Source organism: Mesorhizobium sp. M1403, assembly GCF_040317695.1.
Taxonomy (GTDB): Bacteria; Pseudomonadota; Alphaproteobacteria; order Rhizobiales; family Rhizobiaceae; genus Mesorhizobium.
Map to the genome: position 1 here is coordinate 111662 of NZ_JAMYKY010000003.1, position 14287 is coordinate 125948.

At 63.3% G+C, this 14287-nt stretch carries 14 protein-coding genes; 6 read left to right on the plus strand and 8 right to left on the minus strand.

The window, feature by feature from the left end; translation table 11 throughout:
- Positions 1-66: 66 nt before the first annotated feature.
- The gene (locus NKH01_RS08165; protein WP_353019890.1) at positions 67-522 is read right to left on the minus strand and encodes a DUF2214 family protein; all 456 of its coding nucleotides are present in this window, start codon (positions 520-522) and stop codon (positions 67-69) included.
- 227 nt (positions 523-749) lie between these two features.
- On the opposite strand from NKH01_RS08165, the gene NKH01_RS08170 reads away from it, so the two are divergent.
- The 6 genes from NKH01_RS08170 (at position 750) to NKH01_RS08195 (ending at position 6762) form a co-directional block, all read left to right on the plus strand.
- On the plus strand, positions 750-1289 hold the full coding sequence (locus NKH01_RS08170) for a GNAT family N-acetyltransferase (protein ID WP_353019892.1): 540 nt from the start codon (positions 750-752) through the stop codon (positions 1287-1289).
- Positions 1290-1496: 207 nt separating this feature from the next.
- A complete protein-coding gene (locus NKH01_RS08175; protein WP_352453995.1) occupies positions 1497-2474 on the plus strand; it encodes a Bug family tripartite tricarboxylate transporter substrate binding protein in 978 nt (325 codons plus the stop codon).
- Positions 2475-2629: 155 nt separating this feature from the next.
- A complete protein-coding gene (locus NKH01_RS08180) occupies positions 2630-3163 on the plus strand; it encodes a tripartite tricarboxylate transporter TctB family protein (RefSeq protein ID WP_023718981.1) in 534 nt (177 codons plus the stop codon).
- Positions 3164-3167: 4 nt separating this feature from the next.
- Positions 3168-4691, plus strand: a complete 1524-nt coding sequence (locus NKH01_RS08185; RefSeq protein ID WP_353019893.1) for a tripartite tricarboxylate transporter permease — start codon at positions 3168-3170, stop codon at positions 4689-4691.
- A 15-nt stretch (positions 4692-4706) separates the two neighbouring features.
- Entirely contained in the window at positions 4707-5891 is a 1185-nt protein-coding gene (locus NKH01_RS08190; RefSeq protein WP_353019894.1) for a CaiB/BaiF CoA transferase family protein, read from the plus strand.
- 19 nt (positions 5892-5910) lie between these two features.
- Positions 5911-6762, plus strand: coding sequence for a citryl-CoA lyase (locus NKH01_RS08195; RefSeq protein WP_353019895.1), 852 nt, complete (start codon positions 5911-5913; stop codon positions 6760-6762).
- Positions 6763-6834: 72 nt separating this feature from the next.
- On the opposite strand, the gene NKH01_RS08200 is transcribed toward NKH01_RS08195, so the two are convergent.
- The 7 genes from NKH01_RS08200 to NKH01_RS08230 all read right to left on the minus strand — a co-directional run bounded on the left by NKH01_RS08200 (position 6835) and on the right by NKH01_RS08230 (position 14283).
- Positions 6835-7344, minus strand: a complete 510-nt coding sequence (locus tag NKH01_RS08200; protein ID WP_353019896.1) for an NUDIX hydrolase — start codon at positions 7342-7344, stop codon at positions 6835-6837.
- A gap of 126 nt (positions 7345-7470) precedes the next feature.
- Positions 7471-7776 carry a hypothetical protein gene (locus tag NKH01_RS08205; RefSeq protein ID WP_353019897.1) on the minus strand — a complete coding sequence of 102 codons (306 nt, stop codon included), beginning with the start codon at positions 7774-7776 and terminating at the stop codon, positions 7471-7473.
- A gap of 148 nt (positions 7777-7924) precedes the next feature.
- Positions 7925-8617 carry a response regulator transcription factor gene (locus tag NKH01_RS08210; protein WP_352789329.1) on the minus strand — a complete coding sequence of 231 codons (693 nt, stop codon included), beginning with the start codon at positions 8615-8617 and terminating at the stop codon, positions 7925-7927.
- Positions 8614-11349: a DUF4118 domain-containing protein gene (locus tag NKH01_RS08215; RefSeq protein WP_353019898.1), complete on the minus strand. Its 2736-nt coding sequence runs from the start codon at positions 11347-11349 to the stop codon at positions 8614-8616. Before NKH01_RS08215 ends, NKH01_RS08210 begins: the two co-directional genes overlap by 4 nt.
- Before the next feature lie 52 nt (positions 11350-11401).
- The gene (gene kdpC / locus NKH01_RS08220) at positions 11402-11971 is read right to left on the minus strand and encodes a potassium-transporting ATPase subunit KdpC (protein ID WP_353019900.1); all 570 of its coding nucleotides are present in this window, start codon (positions 11969-11971) and stop codon (positions 11402-11404) included.
- A gap of 12 nt (positions 11972-11983) precedes the next feature.
- On the minus strand, positions 11984-14077 hold the full coding sequence (gene kdpB / locus NKH01_RS08225; protein ID WP_353019901.1) for a potassium-transporting ATPase subunit KdpB: 2094 nt from the start codon (positions 14075-14077) through the stop codon (positions 11984-11986).
- On the minus strand, positions 14074-14283 hold the full coding sequence (locus NKH01_RS08230) for a hypothetical protein (protein ID WP_031194001.1): 210 nt from the start codon (positions 14281-14283) through the stop codon (positions 14074-14076). Before NKH01_RS08230 ends, kdpB begins: the two co-directional genes overlap by 4 nt.
- Positions 14284-14287: the final 4 nt, after the last annotated feature.

Here is a 14287-nt window from a genome sequence, read left to right on the forward strand (position 1 = left end):
CTGCACATTTGTCCGCGCAAATGAGTGGAAAGGTCGGGCCGCGCGATGCCCTTCCTCCGACCTATCTTAATAGCCGTAGCCGCGCGCCATCGCCGCCGCGAACACCGGGATCAACAGGAAGATGAATGCCTGGGTGCGGACATAGGTGCGAACGGACGCTAGCTCCGCCGCAGGCACCTGGAAGCCGGGACTGGCGCTCGCCTGCCTGCTCCAGGACAGGAATCGGACGGTCGGGATAATCGACAACAGGCCGACAATTGCGAAAGCGGCCATCTTTGCCCAGAACATCCAGTTGTAGACGTAGAATTCCCAGCCCTTGAGACCATAGATGACGCGGCCGATGCCGACGACGATGATCAGCATGGCAATGATGCCGTAATGGCGATCGATACCGACAAGCCGCTTCAGCGTCGCGGCGGACAGGTCGCTGCGGATCAGGACGAATTCGGCGCCGATGATGCCTGCCAGCGAAAACACCAGCAGATGATGGAAGATGGCAAGCACAAGGTCGGTGGTGTCCATGCTGTTTCCCCTCTGTCGGACGGCAGCGCCGAAACCGAACGCAGTGAACCAAATACTGGCGAAAAACTAACACCGCTTGGCGGGATTCACATCAGCCTGGAAGATGATCTACACAGCCTTGGTTCTTGTTTTACGCAACGGATTTTGATTCCCCATTTCATGCATGTCGCTGTCCTAACCGTTGGATGACCGGCATTAGGCACCGGCAACACAACCGAGGCATGACCATGACCAGTCCGCAGACAATTGTCGCCCCAGTGATTGAGACCTCTCGCACGGTCCTGCGACCGCACCGGCTGGACGATTTCGACGCCTATGTCGCAATGTGGGCCGATCCCGTCGTCACCCGTTTTATCGGCGGCAAGCCGCGCACGCGGGAGGAAAGCTGGATGCGTTTCCTGCGCCATGCCGGCCTGTGGTCGCTTCTGGGCTACGGCTTCTGGGCGGTCGAGGAAAAGGCGACCAGCCGCTTTATCGGCGAGGCCGGCTTCCACGATCTGAAACGCGACATGACGCCGTCGATCGAGGGCATTCCGGAGGCCGGATGGGCTCTGGTTTCGGACGTGCATGGCCAGGGGTTGGCCAGCGAAGTCGTCGCACGGGTGCTTGCCTGGGGCGATGAGGCATTTGCAGCCGCGAAGACCGTCTGCATCATCGATCCGGAAAACATCGGCTCGCTGAACGTCGCGGCAAAATGCGGTTATGGCGAAGTGCTGCGAACCGTCTATCAAGACAAGCCGACCATTCTACTCGAGCGGCAACCCTGACGGATGCTGTCTGGGCACTGCCTGCCACATCGTCGTCGGGCGTCGAGTTCGCCAGCCTGAACATCGCACGGGCCGATTGTGGCGCATGCAGCGTGTTCTGTCTTTGACAGGATGACGCAAACTCTGCATGAATTTTATCGAGCGGGTCTGAATTCAGGCTACGTTTCTGGCAGGCACCGGAGGAGGTGTCGCGATTGGAGGAATCCCATGCTGAACAGACGCAGATTCTTGATGAGCACCGCGGCGGCAGGTGCTGCCGGGCTCGCGGCATCGCATTTTATCCCCGCTTTCGCGCAGGACGCACCGCAGCTGCAGATTTTCGTGCCGGCGGCGCCGGGCGGCGGCTGGGACCAGACGGCGCGCGCCATGGACCAGGTGCTGCGCAGTGAAAAGCTGATCTCCGGCTCGCAGATCACCAATGTCGGCGGCGCCGGTGGCACCGTCGGCCTGCCGCAGTTCGTCAACCAGTGGAAGGGCAAGGGCAATGCGCTGATGGTGGCTGGCATGGTCATGGTCGGCGCCATCATCGCCAACAAGGCGGCCAACAACCTTACCGAGGTCACCCCGATCGCCCGCCTTACCGGCGAGTTCGAGGCGCTTGTGGTGCCGGCCGCCTCGCCGTTCAAGACTGCGGCCGACTTCGTTGCCGCCCTCAAGGCCGACCCGACGCAGGTTCCAGTCGCCGGCGGTTCGGCCGGCGGCTCGGACCACATCTTGTTCGGCCTCATCGCCAAGACCGTCGGTGTTCCTGCAACCAACCTGTCCTATGTGCCGTTCGCCGGCGGCGGCGAGGCGCTGTCGGCGCTGCTCGGCAACCAGGTCGCGGCCGGCATCTCGGGCTATGGCGAGTTCGCCGAACAGGTCAAGGCGGGCGCGCTGCGGCTGCTGGCGATATCTGCCGACAAACGCCAGGAGGGCATCGATGCTCCGACCATGAAGGAAGCCGGCATCGACGTCGAGCTGTTCAACTGGCGCGGCGTCTTCGCGCCGCCCGGCGTCTCGGACGCCGACAAGGCAGCAATGATCAAGCTGATCGAGACGATGGCCAAGAGCGACGCCTGGGCCACCGAATGCAAGAACCGCAACTGGACGCAGATCCTGCTCACCGGTGACGACTATGCGAAATTCGTCGCCGAAGACACGGCCCGCATCGGGACGATCCTCAAGGACCTCGGCCTGGCGTGATGCTCTCGGCAAGGGGCGGCCTGCGCCAACCCTTGCCGACTTTCGCCAGCCGCATGGACATACGCGGCGCCGGAGGTGAAACTACGCCGAGATCGGCCGAGTGAGACCGGTCCAAGGAGAACCGGCCCCAAGGGACCGACATTGGGAGGACGATGATGAGCACCAGCGACCAGCAGGCGCCGCCGCGCCTTGCAGTGCCCGAACTGCTGATCGGCGTTGGGCTCCTCGCCTGTGCGGGTGCGGTTGCCTGGCAGACGCTGGCAATCCCGGTGTCGCCGCTCTATTCCAAGGTCGGTCCGACCGTCTTTCCCTACATCACCATGACGGGGATGGTGATCCTGTCGCTGCTGCTCATCATTGCCGCCTTGCGGGGCGGATGGCAGCCGGAGGACGAAAAGGAGACGCCGACCGACTGGAAGGCGATGGGCATCGTCGTCCTCGGACTGATCGCCAACCTCGTGCTGATCCAGCCGCTCGGCTTTACCGCCGCATCTGTCATCATGTTCGTTCTCATCTGCCACGGTTTCGGCAGCCGGCGTCCGCTGCGTGACGTGCTGCTCGGTCTGATCCTGGCGCTCGCCGCCTATTTCGGCTTTGCCAGGGCACTCGGCGTCAATATCGGCGCCGGCTTCATCGAAAACCAGCTGAACGCGATCGTCGATTCGGTCGTTGCCGTGCTGAGGGGCTGACGCCATGGAAACGCTCGGCCATCTCGCGCAAGGATTTTCGGTCGCCTTCTCGCCGATCAATCTCATATGGTGCCTGGTCGGCACCACGCTGGGGACTGCGATCGGCGTGCTGCCCGGCCTCGGACCGGCATTGACCATCGCGTTGCTGTTGCCGATCACCTACCAGGTGGCGCCGGAGGCGTCGTTCATCCTGTTTGCCGGCATCTATTACGGCGCCATGTATGGCGGCTCGACGACATCGATCCTGCTCAACACGCCTGGCGAAAGCGCCACTATCGTCACCGCGCTGGAAGGCAACCGGATGGCCCGCTCCGGCCGTGGCGGTGCGGCCTTGGCAACCTCGGCGATCGGCTCCTTCGTCGCCGGCACGCTGGGCACGATCGGCGTTGCCTTCCTGGCGCCGATCGTCGTCAAATTCGCGCTGGCTTTCGGTCCGGCCGAATATTTCTCGCTGATGGTGCTGGCCTTCATCACGGTTTCGGCGGTGCTCGGCTCGTCGTCGGTGCGCGGCCTGACCAGCCTGTTCGTCGGCTTCGTCGTCGGCATGATAGGCGTCGATCTGCAGACGGGGCAGCCGCGCTTCACCTTCGGCATGAGCGAATTGTTGGACGGCGTCGACGTCATCGTCGTCGCCGTTGGCCTGTTCGCCGTTGGCGAGACGCTTTACATGGCCTCGCGCCGCTATGCCGGCAAGGACGACATCGTGCCGTTGAAAGGGTCGCTCTACATGACCGCGGCTGAATGGTCGCGCTCGTGGAGGCCATGGCTGCGCGGCTCCCTGATCGGCTTCCCGATCGGCGCCATGCCGGCCGGCGGCGCCGAAATCCCGACCTTCCTCTCCTATGCCATCGAGAAGAAACTCTCCAGACACAAGGAGGAGTTCGGCACGGTCGGTGCCATCGAGGGCGTTGCCGGGCCGGAAGCGGCCAATAATGCATCCGCCGCCGGCGTGCTGGTGCCGATGCTGACGCTCGGCCTGCCGACCTCGGCGACGGCCGCGATCATGCTGTCGGCATTTCAGAGCTACGGCATCAATCCGGGGCCGCTGCTGCTGACGACGCAGGCCGACCTGGTGTGGGGGCTGATCGCCAGCCTGTTCATCGCCAATGTCATCCTCGTCGTCCTCAACCTGCCGCTGATCGGGCTCTGGGTGCGATTACTGAAGATTCCGGCGCCGCAGCTCTATGCCGGCATTCTGGTGTTCGCCACGGTCGGCACCTACGGCATTTCGCAATCGCCGATCGACCTCATCATCCTCTATCTGCTCGGTGCCGCCGGCTTCCTGATGCGGCGTTTCGATTTCCCGACCGCGCCAGTCATCATCGGCATGATTCTCGGGCCGCTTGCCGAAACGCAGTTCCGCCGCGCGATGACCATCTCGAACGGCGATTGGACGGTGTTCTACAAGCATCCGCTGTCGCTGACGCTGCTGACGCTGGCCTTCATCGGGTTGGTTGGACCGCATATCTGGGCCTACATCGAGCACAGGCGCATGCGCGGACCGGAGCACGTGCCGGGCGATGCCTGAGCTGTTCGTGACGTCATGACAGACCTGCTTTCCGGCATCCGCATCCTTGACCTGACCAATGTGCTGGCCGGCCCCTATTGCGCCTACCAGCTGGCATTGCTCGGGGCCGACGTCATCAAGGTCGAGACGCCGCAAGGCGGTGATCTGGCGCGCCAGCTTGGCGCCTCGCCGGAGCTCAACCGGGTGGGCATGGGCGCTTCGTTCCTGGCGCAGAATGCCGGCAAACGCTCGGTGGCGCTCGATCTCAAGCAGGAGGCCGACCGCGAACGCTTCCTCGATCTGGTCGCTTCGGCCGACGCGCTGGTCGAGAATTTCCGCCCCGGCGTCATGGACCGGCTGGGGCTTGGCCATGCCAGGCTGAAGGAGGTCCGGCCAAGCCTTGTCTATTGTGCGATATCGGGCTTCGGCCAGACCGGGCCGATGCGCGACAATCCAGCCTATGACCAGATCATCCAGGGTCTTTCCGGCATCATGAGCATCACCGGTACACCGGAAACGGCGCCGCTGCGTGTCGGCTATCCCGTCGCCGATACGCTTGGCGGGCTGGTCGGGGCGTTCGCCATTACCGCCGCGCTGGTCAAGCAGAAGACGACAGGCGAGGGTGCGTTCCTCGACGTCTCTATGCTCGAATGCACGCTTTCTGCGCTCGGCTGGCCGGTGTCGAACTATCTGACGGCGGACGTCGAGCCGCAGCCGATGGGCAATGAAAACATGACGGCCGCACCGTCTGGCGCGTTTCGCACCGGCGACGGCTTGCTCAACATCGCAGCCAACAAGCAGGAGCAGTTCGTCACACTGTGCCGGTTGATCGATCGGCCGGAGCTGGCGTCGGATGTCCGCTTTGCCGAGCGCGAAACGCGCAAGCAGAACCGCATTGCATTGAAAGCGCTGATCGAGGATGCCTTGGCGAGCGGCTCTGCCGCCGCCTGGGAGGAGACGTTCAATCGCGCCGGCGTGCCGGCAGGCCGGGTGCTGACAATCCCGCAGGTACTGCAAGAGCAACAGGTGATCCAGCGCGGCATGACGGCGCGCTTCCAGGCCGTGTCCGGGATGGACCGGCCGCTGACCGTGGTGCGCGGCGGCTTCATGGTCGATGGCGAGGCACCTTTGCCGAGCAGGCCGCCGCCGGGGCTCGGCGAGCATATGGACGAGGTTTTTGCCGGTTTGCCGCCACGCGCCAAGAAAAGAGCGAAGGCATGAGCGGCACGGAAAAGAAGGCATGAGCGACACGGAAAACAAGACTGGCCGCGCGCGCGGCGAGGAATGGTGGCAGACCGGCATCATCGAGATGCGGCCCGGCGTCATCCGGCTGCGCGGCTATGAGATCCAGGATCTGATCGGTCGCGTCAGCTTTCCCGCAATGATCTGGCTGATGCTGCGCGGCGAACTGCCAAGCGAGGAGCAGGCGACGCTGCTTGGCATCGCGCTGGCTGCCGCCGTCGACCACGGGCCGCAGGCGCCGTCCATCGCCATCGCCCGCATGGCGATCACTTGCGGCGTCGGCATCAACAGCGCCATGGCGTCGGCCGTCAACGTGCTTGGCGACGTGCATGGAGGCGCCGGCGAACAGGCGCTCTCCTTCTACGGAGACATCGCCGCCGAACTGGACGCCGGCGTGCCGCTCGCGGACGCGGTGTCGGCGCGGGTTGATCGTGTCCTTGCTGGGGAAGACGGCTATGTGCCGGGGCTGGGCCACCGCTTCCACCCGGTCGACCCGCGGGCGCCGCGCCTCATCGAACTGACCCGCGACTTTGCCGCGCGCGGCGTTGTCAGCGGGCGCTTCGCCGACATCGCCGAGATGGTCGAGGCCGAGGTTGCGCGGCGCAAGGGCAAAAAAATCCCACTCAATATCGACGGCGCCACGGCCGTCATCTACGGAGAGCTCGGCTTCCCGCCGCCGCTGACGCGAGGCCTTTTCGTACTGTCTCGCTCGGTCGGCATCCTGGCCCATGCATGGGAACAGTCGCAGGAAAACGACCGCAACAAAGGGCCGCTGCCGCGCGAATGGCTGTGGGCCTATACCGGCACGCCGGCGCGGCCTTTGCCCGAGGAAGACGAAGGCAGTCAGTGAGATGTCGGTTCAAGCGACAGCGGAGGGCGCTGGAGCCAATTCCCGATAGAGTCGGGATAAGACCCCCATGTTTTATTGAGCGTGATCTTTTCCGAAAGCCGGATTCTGCTTTTTGGGGGTATGCTCCAGCTCCGGACTCCTGATGTTTCTCACCAGCGTCGAAAGATCCGGCTCGTCGATGAGCAACGCCGCGTCGGCCGGTGCCAGCCATGCCCGCTGCCGCCTGTTGGCTTCTTGCCAGTCGGCAAGTTCCTCGGTTACCTCCAGCAAATAGACGACGACGTCGACGCGGACGAAGCGGTTCGCCAGCCGCTTCCAGTAGCAATAGGTACCGGCCGGCTGTTTCAGTGTCTTGCCGAGAACACCGGCTTCTTCCTGTGCTTCGATGGTGGCTGCCTTGCGGCCGCTCTTGCCCTTCATCGGCCAGCCCTTCGGCACGATGAAGCGCCTCGTCGTTCGCGATGTGACCAGCATAACCTCGACTTCGCCATGCTCGCTCAGCCGAAAGGGGATCGCCGCGACCTGGCGATCCCGGGCGCCCTTCCTTGCCTTACGGACGACCTTCTTTCTGCTGGCTGCCATTCAAAAATCCAGTCGAAGCGGTGCCCAAAGCACGAAGGGCAGCATTGCTAAATCCAAACCGCCTTCGATGTTGTCTCAGGTGCGGCGGCATCCAAGCATAATAAGTCGGCTAAATAAATGAAAACGTTAGCGGCAAGTGCTGACAAAGCCGCTCCCTGACGGCAGCAACTGACAAGTCGGCTTGATCTGCGGCACCACCTGCGGTTGGGGCGCCGGGATTTGGCGGTCCTGCGCACGGTATTGCTGTTGCTGCTGCTGATATTGCTGCCGCTGCAGCCTGTTCTCCAGCATCTGCAACTGGTTTTGCTGGATCAATGCGTTGCGGTCGGCGGGGCTGACGATCTGTGCCGATGCGGCAGGATTTACGCCCGACAGCATCGCCGTTGCCAGCATTGCCGACCCTAAAAACGTCAATAGACGAAGCCGTGACATCCATTCATTCCCGCGCAAAAACCGACCTCAGGTTAATATAGGGGTTTTGCCCGGCGATGCCATGGCCGCCGCTGATTCGCGGCGAATTGGTACGTCGTCCTGCCGGCTTTGAGGAGGCATTGCGGTACGCGAGGCTGGCACTCCCATTTCACTCGACTTCGCGCAGCCGATATCCGACGCCGGTCTCGGTGGTGATATAACGGGGCTGGTCGGGCATCTTTTCGATCTTTTGCCTGAGTTGCCGGACATAGACCCTGAGATATTGAACGTCGGTAGAATCGCCCCAGACCTGCTTCAGCAGGAATTGGTGGGTGAGAACCTTGCCGGCGTGCTGCACGAGGATGCGAAGAATGTCGTACTCCTTCGGCGAGAGCTTTATCTCCCTGTCCTCGACCTTGACGATGCGCTTCACCAGATCGACGGAGAGATCGCCGGTGTGGAACACCGGCTTTTCGCCCCGCTGCTGGAACTTGTGGCGCAGCGCCACGCGAATGCGCGCGACGAGCTCGTTCATGCCGAACGGCTTGGTGACATAGTCGTCGGCGCCGAGTTCCAGGGCCGAGACGATGCCGGTCTCGTCGGCGCGGCTCGAAAGAATAACCACGGGAATATCCAGGCCATCATCCCGCCATTTGCGCAGCAGCTCATGCCCGCTCATGCCGGGCAGGCCGAGATCGAGGAGGACCAGGTCCGGCTTTTCCGTCTCCATGAGTTCAATCGCCGCGCTGGCGTTCGGCGCCTCGCTGATCGCATAGCCTTGGCTGCCGAGCCCGACGCGAAGCAGTTTCCGGATCGGCGGCTCGTCGTCGACCACCAATATCCTGACGTCCAAATTCGTCATGACAGGTGGTCCATGTTTCGATCGTCAGCATCGGGTTCACCGACATCGGGGAGTTCTGCCGGCACCGGCATTCTTATGGTGAAAACCGCGCCCGAGCGGTCGGTCCTGTTCGCCGCCGAGATCGTCGCGCCCATCGCTTCGATGAAGCCGCGGCAAATCGACAATCCGAGCCCGGTGCCGGCACGCACCTGGTCACCCTTGCGCACACGGTAGAAAGTGTCGAAAACGCGCTCCAGGTCCGCGGTCGGAATGCCTGGTCCCTCATCCATGATCTGCAGGATGACGAAGCCATTGTCGGCCCAGGCCTGCAGGCGGATCGTCGAACCTGGCGGCGCGTATTTTGCAGCATTGTCGAGGAGGTTGAACAGCACCTGCTCGAACAGAACGGGATCGACACGCAACATCGGCAGATCCGATGGAATATCGATCTCGGTCTTGTGCTCGCCGACGATTTTGCGGGCCCGATGCAGGGCTGAGCCGACAATGTCGCCGACATAGTGGAACGCATAATTTGGCTCCATCGTGCCGGACTCTATCTTGGTCATGTCGAGCAGATTGGCGATGAAGCGGTTCAGCCTTTCCGATTCATCAAGCACGGTCGACAGCAGTCCCGCCCGGTCCTGCTCGGGAAGCGCGGCTTCGAAGTCCCTGAGTGTTTCGGCCGCGCCCATGATGGCGGCAAGCGGCGTTTTCAAATCGTGGGAAATGGAGGTGAGCAAGGCCGAGCGCAGACGGTCTGCCTCGGCCGCAAGCTTGGCCCGGTCAACATCGGCGACGAGCTGGATGCGCTCGATGGCGACCGCCGCCTGGTCGGCGAGCGCATCGAGCAGACGCTGCTGGTCGGGTGTCAGCAGCGGGCCTTGCTTGTCGTTGTCGAGGCCAACGACGCCCACCGCCGTGCGCCCGGTCCGCAAGGGCAGATAGAGGCGTTTTGCGCCCGGCAGCGTGTCGGCGCCGCGCCCGGCGGCGCGGTTGTGTTCCCAGGCCCAGAGCGCTGCGGCAATGTCTGCCTCGGCCAGCGTGTCGTCGGGCGGGTAGCCGGCCTTGACCACAATCGTGCCGTTCTCCGGCAGAAGCAGCACCACGCGAAGCTTCAGCATCGAGGCGATCTGGAAGGCAGTCGCCCAGAGAACGTCGTCGAGCGTGCCCGTTCCGGCCAGTTTCTTGGAGAACAAATAGAGATCCTCGGTAGTGCGGGCGCGGGATTGTGCTGCCACGACCTGGCGCTGCACCCGAGCCGTCAAATTGCTGGCGATGATCGCCACGCAGAAGAAGAAGCCGAGTGCGACGGCGCTTTCAGGATCGCTGATATTCAGCGTGTAGAGCGGATCGAGGAAGAAGAAATTGAAGACCACGGCGCTGAGAACGGAAGCGAATATCGCCGGCCAAAGCCCGGCCGTGACCGCTGACGCCAGCACAGCCATGAGAAAGACAAGAGCGATGTTGCGCACATCCAGCACGCGCGACAGCAATTCGCCGAACAACAGCCCTGCCACGACATAGAAGACGACAGTCAGATAGGGCCTGATGTCGAGGCGCGGTGGTTGAGCGGGAGTCAGCCCCCGCGACGGCGGGACTTGCGCGTGGGCGTCACCGGAGACGACGTGAACGCTGATCTTGCCGGCATCGCGTATCAGGTCATAAGTGACGGAGCCGTCAAATAACTGCCGCCAGCGCGACTTGCGTGGCTTGCCAGTGATGATGTGGGTAACGTTATTGGCCGCCGCATAGCGCAGGATGTCTACGGCAACGTCGTGGCCAGGTATGGTCACGGCAACGCCGCCCAATTGTTCAGCAAGGCGAAGCGTTGATGCCAGCCTGTCGCGATTCTGCTCGGACAGCCCGGTCGAGCGTGGCGTCTCGACATAGAGCGCCAGCCACGAGGCGCGAAGCCGCTCTGCCTGGCGGCGGGCATAGCGTACAAGCGACGCGCTGCGCGGATCCTCATCGACCCAGACCAGGACACGCTCGCTGGCCGCCCACGGTCCCGGGATGGCGTGTGCCTGCATATGGTTGAGCAACTGCTCATCGACCCGCTGGGCGGTGCGGCGAAGCGCCAATTCCCGGAGCGCGGTCAGATTGCCCGGCGAGAAATAGTTCTCGATGGCGCGCTGGGCGGTGTTGGGGAAGTAGACCTTGCCTTCCTCCAGCCGCTTGATCAGGTCGTCGGGGGTGAGGTCGATGATCTCGACATCGTCGGCTTGATCGATGATGGAGTCGGGGACGGTTTCACGCACCCTGACGCGTGTGATCTGGGCCACGACGTCGTTCAGGCTTTCGACGTGCTGGATGTTCAGTGTCGTGTAGACATCGATCCCGTGCGTCAGGATTTCCTGGACGTCGAGGTAGCGCTTGGGGTGGCGGCTGCCGGCGACGTTGGTGTGGGCGAGTTCGTCGACCAGAACCAGCGCCGGGCGCCGGGCGAGGATGGCGTCGAGATCCATCTCCTCGAGGATCCGCCCCTTGTAATCGATCTCAAGGCGAGGAATGACCTCGTAGCCTTCGACCAGCGTCTGGGTTTCCTTGCGGCCGTGCGTCTCGACGATGCCTATCACCACGTCGACTCCGTCGGCCAGCCTGGCGCGGCCTGACATCAGCATCTCGTAGGTCTTGCCGACACCGGGGGCGGCGCCGAGAAATATCCTCAGCCGACCGCGCTCCTCCCGCTCGGCATGCGCGAGCAGCGCGTCGGGAGAGGGCCTGGTTTCGGCGGTGCGGCTGTCGTCTGGCATAAGGATCAATCATGAACGGCACCGGCTTCGGTGTCGATCCCGGCGCCGCCCTTCATTGTTTCATCGCATCGTCCAGCGCAAGGTTGAGGGCCAGCACATTGACCACCGCCTCGCCGATGAATCCCAATTCGCGATCCTCGATATGGCTGTCGACAAGCGATTTGATCCCGGATTCATCGACGCCCCTGGCCTTGGCCACCCTGGCGACCTGAAAATAGGCCGCATCGGGGCTGATATGCGGATCGAGGCCGCTGCCGGACGTGGTGACCAGATCCATCGGTACCGGCTGGTTCGGGTTTTCGGCTCTCAACTTCTCGGCGTCGCTCTTGATACGGTCGATCAGCTTCGGGTTGGTCGGGCCGAGATTCGAACCGCCCGAGGCGGCGGCATTGTAGCCGTCGCCGGCAGCCGACGGACGGCCATGGAAGTAGCGGTCGCTGGTGAAGGCCTGGCCGATCAGCTCGGAACCGACGATCTTGCCGTCCTTCTCGATCAGGCTGCCATTGGCCTGGCGCGGAAACAGCGCCTGGGCAATGCCGGTCATGCCGATCGGATAGATGAGCCCGGTCAGAACCGTGAAGAAGACGATCATGACGATCGCGGGCCTGATTTGATTGAGCATTGACGTGGTTCCTTATGCGAGACCGAGAGCAGTGATGACCATGTCGATCACCTTGATGCCGACGAAGGGCACGACGACGCCGCCGAGGCCGTAGACTATGAGATTGCGGCTGAGCAGCGCACCGGCGCCGACAGCGCGGTATTTGACGCCTCTCAGCGACAGCGGGATCAGCGCGATGATGATCAGCGCGTTGAAGATGATGGCCGAGAGGATAGCGCTCTGCGGCGTTGCCAGATGCATGACGTTGAGCGCTTGCAGCGGCCCGGCGGTCTGGCCCGGGGCGATGTAGAAGACGGCGAATATTGCCGGGATGATGGCAAAATACTTGGCGACGTCGTTGGCGATGGAGAAGGTGGTGAGCGAACCACGCGTCATCAGCAGCGCCTTGCCGATTTCGACGATCTCGATCAGCTTGGTCGGATCGCTGTCGAGATCGACCATGTTGCCGGCCTCGCGCGCCGCGACCGTGCCGGTGTTCATGGCGACGCCGACATCGGCCTGCGCAAGCGCCGGCGCGTCGTTGGTGCCATCACCGCACATCGCGACCAGCTTGCCCTTGGCCTGTTCGTCGCGGATCAGCTTCAGCTTGTCCTCGGGCGTCGCCTGGGCAAGGAAGTCGTCGACGCCGGCTTCCGCCGCGATCGCCGCCGCGGTCATCGGATTGTCGCCGGTGATCATAACCGTGCGGATGCCCATGCGGCGCAATTCGGCAAAGCGTTCTGCGATGCCGCCCTTGACGATGTCCTTCAGGTGGACGACGCCGAGCAGGCGCCCATCGCGCTCGACCGCCAGTGGGGTGCCGCCGGATTTGGCGATCTCGTCGGCGATGGTTTGAAGGTCGCGGACGGTGTCGCTGCCGGGGCGCGTACTGCCTGTGGCAATGGTCGAGAGGTTGACGTGGGCAAGCACCGCATCGACTGCGCCCTTGCGGACCGAGGAGCCTTCCAGGTCGACGCCGCTCATGCGGGTTTGCGCGGTGAAAGGCACGAAACTCGCGTGCAGGCTTGCCATGTCGCGGGCGCGGATGGCGTATTTCTCCTTCGCCAGCACGACGATCGAGCGGCCTTCCGGCGTTTCGTCGGCAAGCGAGGCAAGTTGGGCGGCGTCGGCCAGTTCCTGTTCAGTGACGCCCCTGACCGGACGGAATGCCGTTGCTTGGCGGTTGCCCAGCGTGATCGTGCCGGTCTTGTCGAGCAGCAGCGTGTTGACATCGCCGGCCGCCTCGACGGCGCGGCCCGACATGGCGAGCACGTTGAAGCGCACCAGGCGGTCCATGCCGGCGATGCCGATGGCCGACAGCAGGGCGCCGATCGTGGTCGGGATCAGCGTGACGAACAGGGCGACCAGCACTGTCACCGAGATATAGCCGCCCGAATAGGACGCAAAACTCGGGATCGTCGCTGTCGCCACCACGAAGATCAGCGTCATGCCGACGAGCAGGATGTTGAGCGCGATCTCGTTGGGTGTCTTCTGGCGCTCGGCGCCTTCGACCAGCGAGATCATGCGGTCGAGGAACGTATGGCCGGAAGCCGCGGTGATGCGCACCCGGATCCAGTCGGACAAGACTTGCGTGCCGCCGGTCACCGCCGAACGATCGCCTCCGGATTCGCGGATGACAGGTGCGGATTCGCCAGTGATGGCCGCCTCGTTGACCGAAGCCACGCCTTCGACCACCTCGCCATCCGAGGGGATGATGTCGCCGGCTTCGACAAGCACGATATCGCCGACCTTCAGGCTGGTGCCGGGCACCAGCTTGAACTTGCGGCGGTCGCCGCCGTTCAACAGCTTGGCTTGCGTCTCGGTTCGCGCCCGACGCAGCGAGTCTGCTTGCGCCTTGCCGCGGCCTTCGGCCACCGCTTCGGCGAAGTTGGCGAAAAGCACTGTGAACCACAGCCAGATGATGATCTGCAGCGTGAAGCCAAGATCGCCGCCGCTGGTAACGAGATCTTTGACGAACAGCACGGTGGTGAGCGCCGAGACGACGGCGACGACGAACATCACCGGGTTTCGCATCAAGGTGCGCGGGTTCAGTTTTCTGAAGGATCCGCCGATGGCGGGCAACAGAATGCGGGGATCCATGATGCTCACGGATTTCGACTGGCTCATTTGGTGGCTCCAGTGTCGATGTTGGTGACCGGTCGATCGTGTGCCGAACGAAGGTGCGGCGGCCCGTAAGCCAGCAGCCAGATAATGATCAAGGCTGCCGCAATAGCGAGGAATGTGGACAGGGTCGGGAAAGGAGGAGGTGTTTTCTCCCCCTCCGGCTCGGGACGATGCCGGGCCTTTCGAGATATGATCTTGAACCAGGGCATGGCC

Bases quoted from the DNA above. Each gene is read 5' to 3' on its own strand.
- NKH01_RS08170 (WP_353019892.1), top strand. From the start codon at position 750: ATGACCAGTCCGCAGACAATTGTCGCCCCAGTGATTGAGACCTCTCGC.
- NKH01_RS08180 (WP_023718981.1), top strand. From the start codon at position 2,630: ATGAGCACCAGCGACCAGCAGGCGCCGCCGCGCCTTGCAGTGCCCGAA.
- NKH01_RS08175 (WP_352453995.1), top strand. From the start codon at position 1,497: ATGCTGAACAGACGCAGATTCTTGATGAGCACCGCGGCGGCAGGTGCT.
- NKH01_RS08230 (WP_031194001.1), bottom strand. From the start codon at position 14,283: ATGCCCTGGTTCAAGATCATATCTCGAAAGGCCCGGCATCGTCCCGAG.
- NKH01_RS08195 (WP_353019895.1), top strand. From the start codon at position 5,911: ATGAGCGACACGGAAAACAAGACTGGCCGCGCGCGCGGCGAGGAATGG.
- NKH01_RS08200 (WP_353019896.1), bottom strand. From the start codon at position 7,344: ATGGCAGCCAGCAGAAAGAAGGTCGTCCGTAAGGCAAGGAAGGGCGCC.
- NKH01_RS08185 (WP_353019893.1), top strand. From the start codon at position 3,168: ATGGAAACGCTCGGCCATCTCGCGCAAGGATTTTCGGTCGCCTTCTCG.
- NKH01_RS08205 (WP_353019897.1), bottom strand. From the start codon at position 7,776: ATGTCACGGCTTCGTCTATTGACGTTTTTAGGGTCGGCAATGCTGGCA.
- NKH01_RS08215 (WP_353019898.1), bottom strand. From the start codon at position 11,349: ATGCCAGACGACAGCCGCACCGCCGAAACCAGGCCCTCTCCCGACGCG.
- kdpC (WP_353019900.1), bottom strand. From the start codon at position 11,971: ATGCTCAATCAAATCAGGCCCGCGATCGTCATGATCGTCTTCTTCACG.
- NKH01_RS08210 (WP_352789329.1), bottom strand. From the start codon at position 8,617: ATGACGAATTTGGACGTCAGGATATTGGTGGTCGACGACGAGCCGCCG.
- NKH01_RS08190 (WP_353019894.1), top strand. From the start codon at position 4,707: ATGACAGACCTGCTTTCCGGCATCCGCATCCTTGACCTGACCAATGTG.
- kdpB (WP_353019901.1), bottom strand. From the start codon at position 14,077: ATGAGCCAGTCGAAATCCGTGAGCATCATGGATCCCCGCATTCTGTTG.
- NKH01_RS08165 (WP_353019890.1), bottom strand. From the start codon at position 522: ATGGACACCACCGACCTTGTGCTTGCCATCTTCCATCATCTGCTGGTG.